Origin of the sequence: Halomonas sp. PAMB 3264, assembly GCF_031954245.1 — a bacterium.
In the GTDB taxonomy this organism is placed as follows: Bacteria; Pseudomonadota; Gammaproteobacteria; order Pseudomonadales; family Halomonadaceae; genus Vreelandella.
The window spans coordinates 2103063-2120059 of record NZ_CP134866.1 but is presented as its reverse complement, the minus strand read 5'-3'; the positions used below and the strand labels follow the sequence as shown (position 1 = coordinate 2120059).

Sequence of the window (16997 nt, the reverse complement as noted above, 5' to 3'; positions counted from 1 at the left end):
CGCGGCGGGGAAATAGCGATGGCGGACAAGTAACATTCAGGTTTGAACACGCTCGAGCTTGCCTTGGGGTAAGCCGCAGCACAAAGAGAGGTAACACGAATGTGCGGTATTGTGGGCCTTCTGGCCGGGCAAGCGGTGAATCAGGGCATTTACGATGCGCTGACCGTACTTCAGCACCGAGGGCAGGACGCCGCGGGCATGATGACGTGGAGCGAGGGACGCTTTCTACTGCGCAAGAGCAATGGCCTGGTGCGCGATGTCTTCCACACCCGCCACATGGCGCGCTTGAAAGGTCATCTGGGGATCGGTCACGTGCGCTACCCAACGGCGGGCTCCTCGAGCGAAGCCGAATCCCAGCCGTTTTACGTCAACTCGCCCTACGGCATTGCGCTGGCGCACAACGGTAACCTGACCAACTCCGAGCAGTTGAAGCAGGAGCTTTTTTCGACCGATCTTCGCCACATCAATACGAGCTCCGATTCGGAAGTGCTGCTCAACGTGTTCGCCCACGAGCTCGGAAAGCAAGGCCTGCATTTGACCGCCGAGGACATCTTCGATGCGGTGCGCCGGGTGCATCGTCGCTGCAAGGGCGGCTATGCGGCGGTAGCGATCATCAACGGCTTCGGCATGGTCGCATTTCGCGATCCGCACGGCATTCGCCCGGTGGTGTTCGGTACCCGTCAGGAGGGCGATACCCAGGAGGTCATGATCGCGTCCGAGTCCGTGGCGCTGGATGTCGGTGGCTTCGAGCTCGAGCGCGACCTGGGCCCGGGCGAGGCGATCTTCGTCGACATGCAGGGCAACTACCACACCCAGGTGTGTGCGGATCGCCCCGAGCTTTACTCCTGCATTTTCGAGCACGTTTATCTCGCGCGCCCGGACTCGCTGCTCGACGGCGCCTATGTGTACGGCACGCGCATGCAGATGGGCCGCAAGCTTGGCGATCGTATCCTCAACGAGTGGCCGGATCACGATATCGATGTGGTCATCCCGATTCCCGATACCTCGCGCACCTCGGCGCTGGAGATGGCACAGCACCTGGGCGTGACCTATCGCGAAGGGTTCATGAAGAACCGCTACATTGGGCGGACCTTCATCATGCCGGGCCAAACCCAGCGCAAAAAATCAGTGCGTCAAAAGCTCAACGCGATCGACGTCGAGTTTCGCGGCAAGAACGTGCTGCTCGTGGACGACTCCATCGTGCGCGGCACGACCTGCAAGCAGATCATCCAGATGGCTCGCGACGCCGGCGCGCGCAACGTCTACTTCGCCTCCGCCGCGCCGCCGGTTCGCTACCCGAACGTCTACGGCATCGACATGCCGGTTGCCTCGGAGCTGATCGCTCATGGGCGCACGGAAGCGGAAGTGGGCGAGCTGATCGGCGCCGACCGCATTTTCTATCAGGACCTTGACGACCTGAAAGAGGCGTGCCGCGAAGTGAACCCCGACATGAAGGAGTTCGACTGCTCGGTCTTCGACGGACACTACGTGACCGGCGATATCGATGAGGCGTACCTGGCCGTGCTGGAAGCCAACCGCAACGATGCCGCCAAGGATCAAAGCGCCGGCGATCACGCGCTGGTCGACATGCACAACCAGGACGACGATCTGGACGACTGACACGCCCACGGATTGCCAAAGGTAGCTTTATGCAGGACGACTTCGATCACTCAAACGACGCTCCCGAGTACGCGCTGGACACGCTGGCCATTCGCGCCGGCCATCACCGGACGTTCGAGCAGGAGCATTCCGAGCCGATCTTTCCGACCTCGAGCTTCGTCTACGAAAGCGCCGCCGAGGCGGCGCGCAAGTTCGGTGGCAAGGAAGCCGGCAACGTCTATTCCCGCTTCACCAACCCGACCGTTCATACCTTCGAGCGCCGTCTGGCGGCGCTCGAAGGCGGGGAGCGCTGTGTCGCGACCAGCTCCGGCATGGCGGCGATTCTTTCGACGGCGCTGGCGCTGCTCTCCCAGGGCGACGAGATCGTCGCCTCGCGCTCGCTGTTTGGCTCGACGGTAAGCTTGTTCGACAAGTATCTGGGCAAGTTCGGCATTACCACGCGTTACGTCGAGCTTTCCGATCTCGAGGCCTGGCGGCAGGCGATGACGCCCGCCACCAAACTACTGTTTGCCGAAACGCCGTCGAACCCGCTGTCTGAGGTGGCGGACATCGCAGCGCTTTCAAGGATCGCCAAAGAGCATGGCGCTTTGCTTGCCATCGATAACTGCTTTTTGACCCCGGCACTTCAGCAGCCCATCGCGCTGGGCGCTGATCTTGTGATCCACTCGGCGACCAAGTACCTGGACGGGCAGGGGCGCGCCATCGGCGGCGCCGTGGTAGGGCGCTTTGATCTGCTCGAAGAGGTGTTCGGCGTGGTGCGCACCTGTGGCCCTTGCCTGAGCCCGTTCAACGCCTGGATTTTCACCAAGGGGCTCGAGACGCTCTCGCTGCGCATGAAGGCTCACAGTGAAAATGCCCTGGCGCTGGCCAGGTGGCTCGCCGAGCATCCGGCGGTCGAGCGCGTGCACTACAGCGGCCTTGAGGATCACGCCCAGCACGCACTGGCCAAAAAACAGCAGCGCGGCTTCGGCGCCGTGCTGGGGGTCGAGGTCGTCAACGGCCAGGAGGGTGCCTGGCAGGTGATCGATGCCACACGGCTTTTGTCGATCACTGGCAACTTGGGCGATGTCAAAACCACCATCACCCACCCGGGCACGACGACCCATGGCCGGCTGACTGATGCCCAGCGCGAGGCGGCCGGGATTGCCCCGGGGCTGATCCGCATCGCGGTGGGGCTGGAGGACCAGCAGGACATTCGCGCTGACCTTGCCCGCGGGCTCGATGCGCTGGCAGGCTAGTGCCAGGGCTCTTTCAGCTCTCTTCAAACCCCGCCCTGGCGGGGTTTTTCGTGTTTGAATCGGCTAGGTGTAAAGGTCGCGTTCGAAAATGTTGACGCCAACCGTATTGTTAGCGTGGTAATAAACGGTTTTTACGAACGAACTGTCTCGCTTTTTTCAGCAGTGCTCTGACCGGTAAACCGTTATGCTCTGCCCACTTTCCAAATCAAAACCTTATTTACCGTTCTGACAACAAAAGACGGTAACTCTTCATTAGGGACCGGGGCATGTGGCGCAATACGCGAAGCGGGTGGGGGCTTGTCAGCATTTCGTTTCACTGGCTCAGTGCCTTGACCGTGATCGGCCTTTTTATACTAGGCTGGTGGATGACCGGTCTTGGCTACTACGATCCTTGGTACAATCAGGGGCCCTGGGTACACCGCTCGATCGGTATCCTGCTGTTGATGGTCACCACCGCGCGTATTGTCTGGCGGCTCGTGCAGCCTACCCCAGAAGGTGAGGGCAGCCGGTTCGAGCGCCTTGCCGCCCACGTAGGGCATATCGGCCTGTACGTGCTGCTGCTTCTGGTAATGCTGAGCGGCTATCTGATTTCGACGGCGAACGGGCGAGGCGTAAGCGTCTTCGACTGGTTCGAGATGCCGGCGGTGCTGTCGAGTCTTCCCAATCAGGCGTCCATTGCTGGCGACATTCACTGGTACAGCGCGGTGACGCTCATCGTCATCGCCGCGGGCCACGCGCTGGCCGCGCTCAAGCATCATTTCGTCAACCGTCATACGACGCTTTCGCGTATGCTCAGCCCAGCCGATAGCCGACGCCGAGCTTAACGATTTCACCCGGGTCGCCGGAGGGCGCCCCGACTCAACCAGGGAAAGAGAGGAGACGTTTCAATGTTGAAAAAGAGCCTTGTTGCAACTGCCGTTGCCGCCGCTGCGCTGGTGCCGCTAAGCCAGGCCCAGGCCGCCGATTACGTGGTGGATACCGAAGGCCAGCACGCCTTCGTACAGTTCAAGATCAGCCACCTGGGCATGTCCTACATTCTGGGTAGCTTCGAGGAGTTCTCCGGCGAATTCACCTACGACGAAAACGATCTGGACGCCTCAACCGTCGAGATAGAAGTGCAGGTCGATAGCCTGAACTCCAATCACGCCGAGCGCGACCGTCATATCCTGAGCGAGGACTTCCTCAACGCCAGCGAGTACCCGACGGCCACGTTCACCTCGACCGGTTTCGAGTCCGAAGGTGACAACGAAGGCACGCTGACCGGCGAGCTGACGCTGCACGGCGAAACCCAGGAACTCGAAATGCCGGTGACCCTGATCGGTGAAGGTGACGACCCCTGGGGCAACTACCGCGCTGGTTTCGAGGGTAGCACCATGATCACCCTAAGCGACTACGGTATCGACATGAGCGACTTCCCGGAAGCCATGCACGAGCTCGAACTCTACGTGGTGTTCGAAGGTATCCGCCAGTAAGTCCACCGTGTTAAAAAGCGCCATCGCCCCGGCCGGGGCGGTGGCGCTTTTGCGTTTTGAGTCGCAAAAAATTTTCGATAGGAGTTTCGTCTTGGCCACTTCGCGTCAGCACACTCTGGGCCTCACCCTGTGGCGACAAACCTGGCCGATGGCCATTGGCGTTCTCGCGCTGCTGGGCTTTCAACTGGTCGATAGCGCCTTCATTGCGCGCCTGGGCACGGCGCCGCTGGCGGCGCAGTCGTTCACCTTTCCGCTCTCGTTTTTGATCATCGGCGTGCAGGTCGGCATGGGAATTGCCATTGCCGCGCTGGTCTCTCGGGCGCTGGGGGCGGGCGAAGACGAGCGTGCACGGCGCCTGGGAAGTCTCGTACTGCTCGCCGGTGGCGGCGTCATCGGCGCGCTGTGCATTCTGCTCTGGTTGTTACAGACGCCTATTTTCACGCTTCTGGGCGCCGATGATACTGCACTTGGCTATATACGAACCTACTGGGGCCCGCAGCTTTTCTCTGCCTGGCTGGCCGCGCTGTTATACTTCGTTTACAGCCTTTTTCGCGCCCATGGCGATACTTACCTGCCCGGCAAGATGATGGTGCTCAGCAGTGCGGTCAACCTGGCGCTCGACCCGCTGCTGATCTTTGGCGCAGGCGACTGGCCCGGGCTTGGGCTTCCTGGTGCGGCCTGGGCGAGCGTCGTCGCCTTTGGCGTCGGGCTCGCGGTGATTAGCCGCAAACTGGCACGCCATCGGTGGCTGGCGTTCGACGGCATTGTTCTTGAAGCGCGAGCCTCCTGGCGACGTTTTATCGGTATAGCCGGGCCTGCGATGGTCAGCCAGTTAATGCCGCCGCTGGCCGCGATGCTGGCGATCACCGCGGTTGCTGGACTCGGCGATGTTCAGGTGGCGGCCTGGGGGTTGGCGAATCGGCTGGAAACCATGTCGCTGATGGTGATTCTCGCCATGACCATGTCGCTGCCGCCCTGGCTTGGCCGCTGCTATGGGGCGGGCGACTGGGCACAGATTCATCGGCTGATGCGCCTGGCGCTCAAGGTGGCGCTGGTGTGGCAGCTTGCCCTCGGCATCGTGCTGGCACTCGTTGCGCCCTGGGTGGCCGCGGCGCTGGCGGGTAACCCGGAGGTGCGCGAGGCGCTGACGCTTCTGATCCGCTTCATGCTGCCAAGCTATGCGCTGCTCGGCGTATGCATGCTGGTGGTGTCTGCAGGCAACGCGCTGGGCTGGCCGCTTCGGGCGATGCTCTTGTCCAGCGCGCGGCTGTTCGTGTTCTACCTGCCGTCTCTGTGGCTCGGGACGCTGCTTTTCGGCTGGGTGGGGCTGGCCGCCGGCGCCGCGATCGGCAACGTGATGGCCGGACTCGCCGCCTGGATCGTGCTGCGGCGCATACTGTCGCGCCCGCACCGCCAGGCGGCGCCTGCCGATATCAGGGATGACGCGCTTTCTGAAACGCGAAGTAGCTAAACAGTAGCGCCATGGCAAGATAGCCCATGACGAAGTCCGGTGCGGCGTTGAGCGCAAGCTTCGGTGCGTGCATCAGGCCAACGAACGAGAAGCCCGCCGCGACCAGCGCGAAGATGGCCGCCTTGCGAAAGCGGTGGTCGATGGCGCACACCGTCATCGCGCCGAGCAGAATGGCCATGAACATGGCGCCTTGGCCCATCACCACGATGGCCGAGGAGATACCGCTGACGACCTCTTCAGCGCCGCGGTTGAAGCGGGTCGAGACGTAGTTGGCGAAGTAGGGCAGCATGGCCAGCGCGACCGCCGGATAGTAGCGGGTGTCGTTGGCCTGGAACGCGGTGGTGATCATCGAAATGCCCACGAACACCAGGATGGGGGCGACCACGGAAACGGGAATGATCGCCGCGAGGGCGGCGATCAGCCCGAGCATGGTCGCCAGGCCATACACCGCGCCGTTGGCAATGCTGTAGCCGCGCCCGGCGCCCATCCACTTGGCGCCGACGGTAGCGATGTACACCGTGGTGGGAAACACGCCGCCGAACAGCGCGCCGATCATGGTGCCTGCGCCGTCCACCGCCTGACATTCGCGCACGTCGTATTTATCGCCGGCGGCTTCCATCGCCTCGACGTTGTTCATCGTCTCGATGGCGTTGTAAAGCGTGATGGGTAGCACCACGGTCAGCACCGCCAGCATCCCGCCGAACAGCAGCCCAAGCCCGTCCCACCAGGCCCAATTCGGCAGCAGCGGATAAAAGCCCAGATGCGTGAAGGCGTCACTAAAGCGCTCTCCACCGGCATCGCCGATCAGGTACGCCATCACCGTGCCCAGCACGATGGCAAACAGCGACGTGGGAAGTTTGAACGGCATGCTCACCCGGGCGATCAGCCCCACGATGGTAATGCCCAGCACCAGTAGCCCGATGACCGGCATCTCCAACGTCTTGAACAGCATTTCGCCGGCGATGAACGTGAGCGCCACGCCCGCCACCGCGCCGAGCATGGCCGCTCGCGGCAAATGGTGTTGCACGAAGCGCCCGACCAGGCTCACCAGCGCCTCGATGGCGCCGCTGATGAAACAGGCCGCCACCGCCACCTGCCAGGCGAGCGTGGCATCGCCGGTCAACTGCTTGGCCGGTAGCAGCACGCCGAAAAGAAAGACGAACATGACCGGCGTCGAGATACCGTAGGAGAGCGCGGTCACGTCGCTTCGCTGCTCCCGGTGGGCCAAGCGCGTCGCACTCCAGGCGTAGTAGAAGTTGCCCGCCATGACCGCGACCGCCGCCCCGGGCAGAACCTGCCCGAAGACGATCTCTGCGGGAAAGTCCATGCCCAGCATGGTGATCGCGATGATCACGAAGTTGGCAATGTTGTTTTGAAACAGCGCGAAAAACGCGTCGGTGTCTTCTTTTTTATACCAGGGATAGCGAAAGCCGTGGGCCGCCATGGAAAGCCTCGGAAATTTGACTGATCGGTCAGTTTTGATGATCGGAAACAAAAGCGCCCAGACGATTGTCTGGGCGCTTGTGAAGGTACTGCGTTACTCGTTGACGGCGGCGATCGCCTTGGCCAGATAGGGCAGGTTCTCCTGGGAGAAACCGGCCACGTTGGCCCGGCCCGAACGCACCATGTAGATGCCGAACTCGTCGCGCAGACGGTCGACCTGCTCCGGTGTCAGGCCGGTGTAGGAGAACATGCCACGCTGCTCGGCAACGCAAGCGTACTTGTCAGCGAGGCCATAAGGCCTGAGCGCTTCGACGAAATCGCGGCGCAGCGTATTGATGCGATCGCGCATTTCGGTCAGCTCTTCACGCCACATCTGGCAAAGCTCCGGATCGTGGAGAATTTCGCTGACGATGGCACCGCCGTGCGCCGGCGGATTGGAGTAGTTTTCGCGCGCAACGATGGCGACCTGAGAGCGCACGTTCTCCATCTGCTCTTCGTCCTTCGCCACCAGAATCAGCGCACCGGTACGCTCACAATAGATGCCGAAGTTCTTTGAGCAGGAGCTGGTGATGATCACCTCATCCAGGTTCTCTGCGAGAAGGCGTACGCCGTAAGCGTCCTCTTCCAGCCCTTCACCAAAGCCCTGGTAGGCGAAATCGACCAGCGGTAGAAGCTTGCGCTCTTTCACAATCTCGAGCACTTCCTGCCACTGCGCCTGGGAGAGATCGAAGCCGGTCGGGTTGTGACAGCACGCGTGCAGCACGACAACGTCCCCCTCGGGAATCTTCTTGAGCGCGTTGACCATGCCTTCGAAGTCTAGGCGGTTGTCCGGGTCGACGTAGGGGTACTTATGAAGCTCGATACCTGCCGAGGTGAAAATACCGTGGTGGTTCGGCCAGGTGGGGTCGCTGACCCAGATGCCCTTGCCCGGCATCTGGCCGGCGATGAAGTCTGCCGCCAGGCGCAGCGCGCCGGTGCCGCCGGGGGACTGGGTGGCGCTGGCGCGTTTCTGGCTCAGTACGCTCGAGTTTTCACCCAGTACGATCGGCAGCACGGCTTCACCGTAGGCGGGCGCGCCGTGAGAGCCAATGTAGGTTTTGGTCGTTTCGTTATTGAGCAGACGAGCCTCTGCTTCCTTGACGGCGCGCATGATCGGCGTATTGCCGTTGGCATCGCGATAAACGCCGACGCCCAAATCCACTTTCTGTGGGTTGGTGTCTTTTTTGAAAGCATCGATCAGTCCAAGAATGGCATCACCCGGGACCCGCTCAATATGCTCGAACATTGAAATGACTACCTCGTTAAGCGATGAATAATATGCAGCGCTTTATGATGCCATCGCGTTACGGGAACTGCCACACCGCTGGCCGGGTAATCGGTAAAAGAGTCGCCGTCTTGAGCGCCTTGGCTTCACTGGATGGAGTAAACGCAGTCTCGCCCGGTGTCCTTGGCGCGATAAAGCGCCTTGTCTGCGCGCTTCAAAAGTGTGGCGAGTCTCTCCTGCGAGCGGTACTCAGCGACCCCGATGCTGATGGTGACCTCCCCGGTGCCGGCGCCCAAATCGAGCTTCGCGATACTGTCGCGCACGCGCTCGGCAACGCGGTAACAGTGGCCAAGCGTTGTGCGTGGTGCCACCGCCACGAACTCTTCACCCCCCAGTCTTGCCAGCATGTCGCTGTCGCGCAAAAGCGCTCTGGTGCGCTCGGCCAACGCGCGCAGAATCTCATCGCCGTAGGCGTGACCAAACCGATCGTTGAAGCGTTTGAAGTGATCGACATCGATCATCATGATCGAAAAGGGGGTCGAGTCTTGCTCGCTGACCATGCTCAAGCGGTTGAGCTCCAGCATTAGCTTGCGGCGGTTGGGAAGCCCCGTCAGCACGTCGGTATGGCAGCGTTTCTCGAGGCGCTGCTCGTTCACCACCTGGCCTGTGATGTTCATCATCATGCCGTTGAAGCGAACGCCGTCGTCGGCGCGCACTGGTGACGCGCTAACGCCGATCCAGTAAGCCTTGCGAGAGGGATGGCAAAGCCGAAAACGGGTGGCCAACGGCACAAGCCAGCGCGCAGAGCGCTCGATGGCGGCACTCACCATCGGCCAGTGTTCGCCGGTGAGCTGTGCAATAGCCTCATTGGCGCTGTCGGTCAGTGCCGCGCGGTCCAGGTGGTCGAGTATGTCGCGATCGCCTTCCAGATAGGTAAAACGCAGGGTGCCATCTGGCGAGCGGTCGAGCTGAAATATGACCCCCGGCAGGCAGGGCAGAAGCGCTTCGGTGGTGGGCGCCGTCAAGGATGAATTGATCACGTACATGCGGTGTACCACATGGGAAACGTTGAAAAAATGAAAAATGAGCTGACAGGGTAGCGTGTTAACGACCGGGTTTCTGTAAGCCTTTACTGACATCGACCGTGGATCTTTATATTTTATCGTCATAACCATGGCCGTTTTTAGTCACATAATTATTTAATGGTTGGCTAACGTTGACTGCGTTGAAACGATGTTCTGGGAGAATAACTGGCGGGTGTCGGGCAAGTTAACTACTGTTTTTAAATACCAACTTTGAAAATCAACAGATTCCTCAGGGACGCACCATGGCAGACGACACCAAGCTGGATCAACAACCCGCCGGTCAGCCCCGCGGCGGCAAGCTCAGCACCAGCGAGCTCTTCAAACATAACCGCGTTCGGGCCATTGCCGGTATTGCCGCCGTGGCCGTCGTTTGGGCCATCATGGCGCAGTCCAACGCCAATACCCATCGCGATCGTATCGACGTTTTGGAAAACGATTTGGCGACGTCCGAGCAGCAAAATCAGCGCTTGAGCCAGCGCGTTAGCGAAATCGAGCAGGCGGAAACCGACCTCGGCGCGATGCGCGAAGAGATTGCTTCGCTCGGGCAGCGCCAGGCGGAGGCCCAGCAAAGCGTGCAGCAGGCCGAGGAAGAGGCCCAAACGATTCAGTCGCGTCTCGAAGAACTTCAAAACCAGCGCGATTCGCTCGAAAAGGAAGTCGAGAGCCTCGAACAGGAGCTTCAAAACGCTCAGGAAAACATGCAGTCGCTGCGCGACGAGCGTGACGAGATCACCTCGACGCGTGATGAAGCGCAGTCGAATCTGGACCAGATCGAGCAGGCGCGTGAAAGCGCCGAAGAGGCCCGTCAGGAAGCGGAAACCGCGCGCCAGCAGGCCGAAGAGCAGCGTCAGCAGGTACTCGACGCGCAAAACGAAGCTCAGCAGCAGCTCGAGGAGCTCGAAAGCCAGGTGAGCGACGCCGAAGAGCGCCTCGCATCACTACAAGAAGAGATCGACAGTGCCCAGCAGGAGGTCGATCAGCTGGAAAGCGAGCGTGAAAGCGCAAGCAGCGAGCGCGATGATCTTCAGTCGGAAATCGATTCGCTCACCGAACAGCGCGATGAGCAGGCGCAGAGCCTGACACAGGTTCGCTCGGAAATGGACGATCTCATGGTGGCCCTGGATATGGGTCGCGAAGAGCTCTCAAACGTCGAAAGCGATATCGAAACGCGTGAGCAGCAGCTCGAGCGGCTGGAAAGTCAGCTCAGCGACTGGCGCGAAGAACTATCCGCGCTCGACGCTCGCCTTGAAGTCGACGACGCCAGCGAAGACGAGGTGCCCAATCTGGCTCCCAACGGCCAGCAGTCGAATCAGGGTGGTCAGAGTGGACAGAGCCAGTCGTCTCAGGGGGAGTCTGGTCAAGCCCAGAACCGTCAGGGCCAGGGGTCACAGGGCCAAAGCGGACAGAATGGTCAGAGCAGCGCGCAGAATCAGGGTGGACAGAGTCCGACTGGACAGAGCCCGACTGGTCAGAGCTCAAACCAGTCCGGCCAATCCAACGGCGCTTCTTCGCAGGACGATGAAGGCGAGGAGGAAACCGACGAGCAGAGTGCTGCCCAGTAAAGCGTTTTCCCTTGAACGGGCAGCCTTGAGAAGTCGCTACGCGGGTACGGCAAACGCCGTACCCGCTTTTTATCGTTTCGAGTTTATGAACCGGGCGCCAGCGCGTATGATTTAGCCACTTAAACGCTGTGCAAAGGAGCGTACAATGGATGGGATCAAGCACATAATCGCAGTAGCGTCCGGCAAGGGGGGCGTGGGGAAATCCACCGTCACCGTAAACCTGGCGCTGGCGCTCGCCGCCCAGGGGTATCGCGTTGGAGTGCTCGACGCCGATATCTATGGCCCAAGCCAAGCGCAAATGCTCGGTGTGGAAGAGGGCACGCGGCCTCAGCCTGCCGGTGAAAACGCGTTTATGCCGCTTCAGGCCCACGGGCTCAAGGCAATGTCGATGGCGTTTTTGGTCAATTCCCGCGATGCGATGGTGTGGCGTGGCCCGATGGTCGTTGGCGCCTTTCAGCAGATGCTCAATCAGACCCAGTGGGGCGAGCTCGACTTTCTGCTGATCGACATGCCGCCGGGCACCGGCGACATCCAGTTGACACTTGCCCAAAAGGTGCCGGTATCCGGCGCGGTGATCGTCACGACCCCCCAGGATATCGCGCTTCTGGATGCGCGCAAGGGCATCGAGATGTTTCGCAAGGTCAACGTGCCGGTGGTGGGCGTGGTCGAGAACATGAGCCTTTACAAGTGCGAAAGCTGTGGCCATGAGGCGGCCATTTTCGGTACTGGCGGCGGCGAGCGCATCGCTCAGGAGTACGCCACGAAAGTGTTGGGGCGCCTTCCGCTGGCGATGTCCATTCGCGAGCTGGCGGACTCCGGCAAGCCCACGGTGGTCTCGAGCCCCGAAAGCGACGAGAGCCAAACCTTTGCCGAAATCGCCCGCCAGGTGGCGGCTTCGGTGATGGGAACGCAACAAAGCGGCCCCACGATTTCCTTTAGCGAGTGATGAGCAGCAATGAGTATTCAGTCTGACAAGTGGATTCGCCGCATGGCGCAAAGTGACGCCATGATCGAGCCCTTCGAGCCGGGGCAGGTGCGCCACGTCAACGACCAGCGGGTCATCTCCTACGGCACATCGAGCTACGGCTACGACGTGCGCTGCTCCGACGAGTTCAAGGTCTTCACCAACATCCACTCGGCGATCGTCGACCCCAAGGCCTTCGATGACAAGAGCTTCGTCGACGTGAAGGGCGATGTCTGCATCATTCCGCCCAACTCCTTTGCGTTGGCGCGCACCGTGGAGTACTTCCGTATCCCGCGTAACGTGCTCACCATTTGCCTGGGGAAATCCACCTACGCGCGCTGCGGTATCATCGTCAACGTCACGCCCCTGGAGCCAGAGTGGGAGGGCCATGTGACGCTGGAGTTCTCCAACACCACCAATCTTCCGGCGAAGATTTACGCCCACGAAGGGGTGGCGCAGATGCTTTTTCTCGCCGCCGACGAGGAGTGTGAAACCTCCTACAAGGATCGGGGCGGCAAGTACATGGGCCAGCGCGGCGTGACGCTGCCACGTACCTGACCTCACAGGTCATCGCATCAACAGCCGCATAAAAAAAGCGCGCCCGGGAAGGCGCGCTTTTTGCTATCAAGGGAGCCGTCAAACGTCTTCGTCGAGCTCTTCGGCGGCGTCGTCATGAGACAGGCGCATCCCCTGGGGCGGTAGCGGCTGGCCGTCGATGGTGACCTTATCGCTTGAGTAGTTGAGCCGGCCCTGCAAAAACCACTGCACGGCAATGGGCAGAATCAGATGCTCGCGGGCGTGCACCTTGTCTTTTAGCCGCTGCTCATCGTCGTCTTCATCGATGCGACACTCGGCCTGCAGCACGACCGGGCCGCCGTCGAGCTCCTCGGTGACGAAGTGCACGCTACAGCCATGCAGATCGCGCCCGTCGGCCAGCGCCCGGGCGTGGGTGTTGAGCCCCTGGTAGTCAGGTAAAAGCGACGGGTGGATGTTGAGCATTCTGCCCAGAAAGCGCTGTACGAAGCGCGGCGTCAAAATGCGCATGAAGCCTGCCAGCACGATCAAATCCGGCTCGTGGCGCTCGATCACCTTGATCAGCGCGCCGTCATAGGCCTCGCGGCTTTCGTACTCGCGGTGGGGCAGCGCAACGGCTTCGATGCCGGCTTCGTGGGCGCGCTTGAGCCCGAACGCGGCGGGCTCGTTGGAGATCACCGCGACGATTTCGCCGCCCAACCGGTCGTGATTCTGGGCTTCGATCAGCGCTGCCAGGTTGCTGCCGCTGCCGGAAATAAGCACCACGATGCGGCGCTGATCGACCGGCTCTGGCGTCATGTCGTTGAGCGTGTCGCTTGTGTACTCGTTATCGCTCACTGGCTGGCCTCTCCCGCAGCCAGGTTCTCGAGAATCACCGCGTCCTCTTCGCGCTTGACGATTTCACCGATGCGGTAAACGGTTTCGCCCTGATCCTGCAAATAGCTCATCGCCTCGTCGGCCTGCGCCTGGGGCACGACTACCACCATGCCAATGCCGCAGTTGAGCACCCGGTGCATCTCCACTTCGCTGACGTTGCCCTTGGCCTGCAGCCAGTTGAAAACCTCCGGGCGCTTCCAGGTACTGACGTCGACCCGTGCGGCCAGGTGCTCCGGCAGTACGCGGGGGATGTTTTCCAACAGACCGCCGCCGGTGATGTGCGACAGCGCGTGAATCGCAAGCTCGCTTTCACGCAGCATGGAAAGCAGCGGCTTGACGTAGATGCGCGTCGGCGCCATCAGCGCATCGCCCAGCGGCTGGCCATCCAGCGGCTCATCGAGGGCAGACTCGCTGACCTCAAGAATCTTTCGAATCAGCGAGTAGCCGTTGGAGTGAGGGCCGGACGAGGCGAGGCCCAGCAGCACGTCGCCTTCGTCGACCTGGCTTCCGTCGAGAATCTCGGATTTTTCGACCACACCGACGCAGAAGCCGGCCAGGTCGTAGTCATTACCTTCGTACATGCCCGGCATTTCCGCGGTTTCACCGCCGACCAGCGCGCAGCCCGCTTGCTCGCAGCCGGTGCCGATGCCGGTCACTACGTCGGCGGCGATATCGACATCGAGCTTGCCCGTAGCGTAGTAGTCGAGAAACAGAAACGGCTCGGCGCCGGCAACGACCAGGTCGTTGACGCACATGGCGACAAGGTCGATGCCAATGGTGTCGTGCTTGCCAAGATCCATCGCCAGGCGCAGCTTGGTGCCCACGCCGTCGGTACCGGTGACCAACACCGGCTGACGGTAGCCCTCGGGCAGTTCGCAAAGCGCGCCGAAACCACCCAGACCGCCCATGACCTCGGGGCGCGTCGTGCGCTTGGCCACGTGCTTGATACGCTCTACCAGGGCGTTGCCGGCATCGATATCGACTCCGGCATCCTTGTAGCTAAGTGACGGGGAAGCCGGAGGAGGGGTTGTCTGGGTCATGACAGGTCCTTTGGAGCCTATGGCAGTACGGGATAGGAAGGGTCGCGGCCGCGGGCGGCCGATAATTCGGCGGATTGTACCATTTGGCATCGATTGCCGCATTGTCCTGTCGAGTTATCGTGCAAGACACGTTATCTTACAACGATAACATGACGTTATGTCGCGACAGGCGACCCTTTAAGGAGCGATTCGAGTATGCGCCACTCTACCTGGGCTGTGGTGTTTATCCTGCTGCTGGTGGGCCTTGTGTACCTGCTGGATTCGGTGCTGATGCCGTTCGTGGCAGGCATGATCCTCGCTTATCTGGTCGACCCTATCGCCAACAAACTCCAGCAGTGGGGCATGAAGCGCCCGCTGGCGGTGGCCAGCGTCTTCGTCGCGCTCTTTTTACTGCTGGCCGCGGCGCTGTTGATCCTGATTCCGCTGATCGTCTCGCAGATCAAGCAGCTTGGCGAGGCGCTGCCGGACATCTTCACCTGGGTCGAAAATCGCCTGGCACCCCAGGTGCTGGAGTGGACCGGCTATGACGTGCGCGCCGAACTTGGCAACGTGAGAGCCACGCTGTTGGAGAATTGGCGCGACGCCGGCGGTTATCTGGCCCAGGCGCTGGCGAGCATCGGCCGTTCCGGGGCGGCGTTCGTCACCTGGATCACCTACGTGGCGCTGATTCCCGTGGTCACGTTCTATTTGCTGCTCGACTGGGACCGCCTGCTGGCTAACATGGCGGATCTGGTGCCGCGCCACTACGCCCGCGATACCGCCAGACTCGCCAAACGCTGCGACGCGGTGCTGGCCGCATTCCTGCGCGGCCAGCTTCTGGTCATGCTAAGCCTTGGCGTGATCTACGCACTAGGACTTACGCTGATCGGGCTCAATTTCGGCCTTTTGATTGGCGTGGTGTCGGGTCTTGTCAGCATCGTGCCTTTTTTGGGGTTCATCGTTGGGCTGGGGGTGGCGCTGGTGGTCGCGTTTTTCCAGTTCGAAAGTTGGTGGGGGCTTGTTGGCGTACTGGCCGTGTTTAGCGTGGGTCAGGTAATGGAGAGCGTGGTACTACAGCCAAAGCTTTTGGGCGACAAGATCGGCCTGCATCCAGTGGCGGTGATCTTCGCCGTACTGGCCGGGGGCAGTCTTTTTGGACTGACTGGCGTACTATTGGCGCTACCCGCCGCGGCGGTCATCATGGTGCTTCTGCGCGAGGTGATCGAGCGGTATAAAAATAGCGAGCTGTACGGCGAGGCGAAGCTTACCGGCGCCAAGTCGCTCAACCGGCTCGATCACGACAGGGACAGGGAGATTCCATGAGCAGAGTGCCGGCTCAGCTGCCGCTGGGCGTCGGGCTTCGCGACGACGCCACCTTCGATAACTACTTCACATCCAGTGCCAATGCCTCACTTCTGACCTCGCTTGGCCGCCAGCTCGAGCCGGACGCGGAACCCTTCGTCTATCTATGGGGCTCGCCCGGTAGCGGGCGAAGCCACCTGTTGCAGGCCGCCTGCCACGCCGCCTCGGATCGTGACAAGCGCGCGCTCTATTTGCCGCTGGCGGATTTGGGGCACTTCCCGCCATTGATGCTCGAGGATATCGAACGCCTCGACCTGGTGGCGATCGACGATCTGGAGTGCGTGGTTGGACGCAAGCGCTGGGAAGAAGCGCTTTTCCATGCCTTCAACCGGCTGCGTGACGCAGGCAAAGGGCTAATCATCGCCGCCAGCGCTCCACCGCGCCAACTCAACGTGGCGCTGTCGGACTTGGCTTCACGACTGAGTTTCGGAGTGACGTATCACCTGCATTCGCTGGACGACGCGGACCGGCTGCAGGCATTGAAGCTGCGCGCCGGCGCCAGGGGAATGGAGCTTCCCGACGACGTGGCCCGCTATATTTTACACCGCGGCCCGCGGGAGCTTGGCGAGCTTTGCGCGGCGATCGAAACCCTCGACCAGGCGTCGCTATCGGCCAAGCGAAAATTGACGATTCCCTTCGTCAAATCGGCGCTTGGCTGGTAGCCGCCTTCAAGCAGCCGGGCGATTTTTTGCTAGGCGGTTTCCCGCATCGAGCTGGCCAGCTGCTGCGCTTTCTGCATATTTTCTTCGGTCAGCTTTTGGCTTTTTTGAAAGAAGTCGCGCTGAATCGATGTCATCTGATCGGCATTGCCCTTGAGGCGCTCGGCCAGCGTTTTAGCCACACGCTGCTGGCCTTCCATGTACTCGCGAAGCTCAGTGCTGTCCTTCACCTGCATCAGCTGGCGCGCCTGCTCCAGACCCAGGTCGACGTAGGCCTTTTGAGCGCTGAGCTGAGCGTTGACCAGCTTCTCTGAAGTATCCACGCCAAGCGAAACGAAGGCCTGCAAGGGGCCAAGAAAAAGCGAATGGAACTGCTCGTTGATCGGCGAGTGATTAAACGTTGCCATGATATTTCTCCCTGTAGTCAT

At 61.1% G+C, this 16997-nt stretch carries 16 protein-coding genes; 10 read left to right on the top strand and 6 right to left on the bottom strand.

Annotation, left to right across the window (positions count from 1 at the left end; all coding sequences use genetic code 11):
* Positions 1 to 99 precede the first annotated feature (99 nt).
* From purF to RN347_RS09525, 5 genes are all read left to right on the top strand, one after another.
* Positions 100 to 1620, top strand: coding sequence for an amidophosphoribosyltransferase (gene purF / locus RN347_RS09545; RefSeq protein WP_263587028.1), 1521 nt, complete (start codon positions 100 to 102; stop codon positions 1618 to 1620).
* A 29-nt stretch (positions 1621 to 1649) separates the two neighbouring features.
* A complete protein-coding gene (locus tag RN347_RS09540; protein WP_311958014.1) occupies positions 1650 to 2858 on the top strand; it encodes an O-succinylhomoserine sulfhydrylase in 1209 nt (402 codons plus the stop codon).
* A gap of 266 nt (positions 2859 to 3124) precedes the next feature.
* The gene (locus RN347_RS09535; RefSeq protein WP_263587030.1) at positions 3125 to 3682 is read left to right on the top strand and encodes a cytochrome b; all 558 of its coding nucleotides are present in this window, start codon (positions 3125 to 3127) and stop codon (positions 3680 to 3682) included.
* Positions 3683 to 3745: 63 nt separating this feature from the next.
* Positions 3746 to 4330, top strand: a complete 585-nt coding sequence (locus RN347_RS09530; RefSeq protein WP_311958013.1) for a YceI family protein — start codon at positions 3746 to 3748, stop codon at positions 4328 to 4330.
* 148 nt (positions 4331 to 4478) lie between these two features.
* Positions 4479 to 5801 (top strand): MATE family efflux transporter, encoded by a 1323-nt coding sequence (locus RN347_RS09525; protein ID WP_311960844.1) that lies wholly within the window; start codon positions 4479 to 4481, stop codon positions 5799 to 5801.
* Here the strand turns inward: RN347_RS09525 and RN347_RS09520 are convergent.
* From RN347_RS09520 to RN347_RS09510, 3 genes are all read right to left on the bottom strand, one after another.
* On the bottom strand, positions 5764 to 7245 hold the full coding sequence (locus RN347_RS09520; RefSeq protein WP_263587032.1) for an NCS2 family permease: 1482 nt from the start codon (positions 7243 to 7245) through the stop codon (positions 5764 to 5766). The two genes, RN347_RS09525 and RN347_RS09520, sit on opposite strands and share 38 nt — an antisense overlap.
* 93 nt (positions 7246 to 7338) lie before the next feature.
* Positions 7339 to 8529 (bottom strand): amino acid aminotransferase, encoded by a 1191-nt coding sequence (locus tag RN347_RS09515; RefSeq protein WP_263587033.1) that lies wholly within the window; start codon positions 8527 to 8529, stop codon positions 7339 to 7341.
* A gap of 125 nt (positions 8530 to 8654) precedes the next feature.
* A complete protein-coding gene (locus RN347_RS09510; protein ID WP_311958012.1) occupies positions 8655 to 9554 on the bottom strand; it encodes a GGDEF domain-containing protein in 900 nt (299 codons plus the stop codon).
* A 281-nt stretch (positions 9555 to 9835) separates the two neighbouring features.
* Between RN347_RS09510 and RN347_RS09505 the strand changes: the two genes are divergently transcribed.
* The 3 genes from RN347_RS09505 to dcd all read left to right on the top strand — a co-directional run bounded on the left by RN347_RS09505 (position 9836) and on the right by dcd (position 12677).
* The gene (locus RN347_RS09505; protein ID WP_311958011.1) at positions 9836 to 11155 is read left to right on the top strand and encodes a kinesin; all 1320 of its coding nucleotides are present in this window, start codon (positions 9836 to 9838) and stop codon (positions 11153 to 11155) included.
* 145 nt (positions 11156 to 11300) lie between these two features.
* Positions 11301 to 12101 (top strand): iron-sulfur cluster carrier protein ApbC, encoded by an 801-nt coding sequence (gene apbC / locus RN347_RS09500; protein WP_311958010.1) that lies wholly within the window; start codon positions 11301 to 11303, stop codon positions 12099 to 12101.
* A 9-nt stretch (positions 12102 to 12110) separates the two neighbouring features.
* Positions 12111 to 12677: a dCTP deaminase gene (dcd, locus tag RN347_RS09495; protein ID WP_252109239.1), complete on the top strand. Its 567-nt coding sequence runs from the start codon at positions 12111 to 12113 to the stop codon at positions 12675 to 12677.
* A 78-nt stretch (positions 12678 to 12755) separates the two neighbouring features.
* Here dcd and purN read toward each other — a convergent pair whose 3' ends face one another.
* Together purN and purM are read right to left on the bottom strand one after the other, a co-directional pair.
* Positions 12756 to 13490, bottom strand: coding sequence for a phosphoribosylglycinamide formyltransferase (gene purN / locus RN347_RS09490; RefSeq protein ID WP_263587036.1), 735 nt, complete (start codon positions 13488 to 13490; stop codon positions 12756 to 12758).
* Positions 13487 to 14569, bottom strand: coding sequence for a phosphoribosylformylglycinamidine cyclo-ligase (gene purM / locus RN347_RS09485; protein WP_311958009.1), 1083 nt, complete (start codon positions 14567 to 14569; stop codon positions 13487 to 13489). Before purM ends, purN begins: the two co-directional genes overlap by 4 nt.
* 195 nt (positions 14570 to 14764) lie before the next feature.
* Between purM and RN347_RS09480 the strand changes: the two genes are divergently transcribed.
* Both RN347_RS09480 and hda read left to right on the top strand, forming a co-directional pair.
* Entirely contained in the window at positions 14765 to 15871 is a 1107-nt protein-coding gene (locus RN347_RS09480; RefSeq protein ID WP_263587038.1) for an AI-2E family transporter, read from the top strand.
* The gene (gene hda / locus RN347_RS09475) at positions 15868 to 16572 is read left to right on the top strand and encodes a DnaA regulatory inactivator Hda (protein WP_311958008.1); all 705 of its coding nucleotides are present in this window, start codon (positions 15868 to 15870) and stop codon (positions 16570 to 16572) included. The genes RN347_RS09480 and hda overlap by 4 nt, the downstream gene beginning before the upstream one ends.
* A 29-nt stretch (positions 16573 to 16601) precedes the next feature.
* On the opposite strand, the gene RN347_RS09470 is transcribed toward hda, so the two are convergent.
* Complete coding sequence (locus RN347_RS09470) at positions 16602 to 16976, bottom strand: phasin family protein (RefSeq protein ID WP_311958007.1); 375 nt, start codon at positions 16974 to 16976, stop codon at positions 16602 to 16604.
* Positions 16977 to 16997 lie beyond the last annotated feature (21 nt).

Excerpts from the sequence above, each read along its gene's own strand:
- purF (WP_263587028.1), top strand. The coding sequence starts at position 100 with ATGTGCGGTATTGTGGGCCTTCTGGCCGGGCAAGCGGTGAATCAGGGC.
- RN347_RS09540 (WP_311958014.1), top strand. The coding sequence starts at position 1,650 with ATGCAGGACGACTTCGATCACTCAAACGACGCTCCCGAGTACGCGCTG.
- RN347_RS09535 (WP_263587030.1), top strand. The coding sequence starts at position 3,125 with ATGTGGCGCAATACGCGAAGCGGGTGGGGGCTTGTCAGCATTTCGTTT.
- RN347_RS09530 (WP_311958013.1), top strand. The coding sequence starts at position 3,746 with ATGTTGAAAAAGAGCCTTGTTGCAACTGCCGTTGCCGCCGCTGCGCTG.
- RN347_RS09525 (WP_311960844.1), top strand. The coding sequence starts at position 4,479 with ATGGCCATTGGCGTTCTCGCGCTGCTGGGCTTTCAACTGGTCGATAGC.
- RN347_RS09520 (WP_263587032.1), bottom strand. The coding sequence starts at position 7,245 with ATGGCGGCCCACGGCTTTCGCTATCCCTGGTATAAAAAAGAAGACACC.
- RN347_RS09515 (WP_263587033.1), bottom strand. The coding sequence starts at position 8,529 with ATGTTCGAGCATATTGAGCGGGTCCCGGGTGATGCCATTCTTGGACTG.
- RN347_RS09510 (WP_311958012.1), bottom strand. The coding sequence starts at position 9,554 with ATGTACGTGATCAATTCATCCTTGACGGCGCCCACCACCGAAGCGCTT.
- RN347_RS09505 (WP_311958011.1), top strand. The coding sequence starts at position 9,836 with ATGGCAGACGACACCAAGCTGGATCAACAACCCGCCGGTCAGCCCCGC.
- apbC (WP_311958010.1), top strand. The coding sequence starts at position 11,301 with ATGGATGGGATCAAGCACATAATCGCAGTAGCGTCCGGCAAGGGGGGC.
- dcd (WP_252109239.1), top strand. The coding sequence starts at position 12,111 with ATGAGTATTCAGTCTGACAAGTGGATTCGCCGCATGGCGCAAAGTGAC.
- purM (WP_311958009.1), bottom strand. The coding sequence starts at position 14,569 with ATGACCCAGACAACCCCTCCTCCGGCTTCCCCGTCACTTAGCTACAAG.
- RN347_RS09480 (WP_263587038.1), top strand. The coding sequence starts at position 14,765 with ATGCGCCACTCTACCTGGGCTGTGGTGTTTATCCTGCTGCTGGTGGGC.
- hda (WP_311958008.1), top strand. The coding sequence starts at position 15,868 with ATGAGCAGAGTGCCGGCTCAGCTGCCGCTGGGCGTCGGGCTTCGCGAC.
- RN347_RS09470 (WP_311958007.1), bottom strand. The coding sequence starts at position 16,976 with ATGGCAACGTTTAATCACTCGCCGATCAACGAGCAGTTCCATTCGCTT.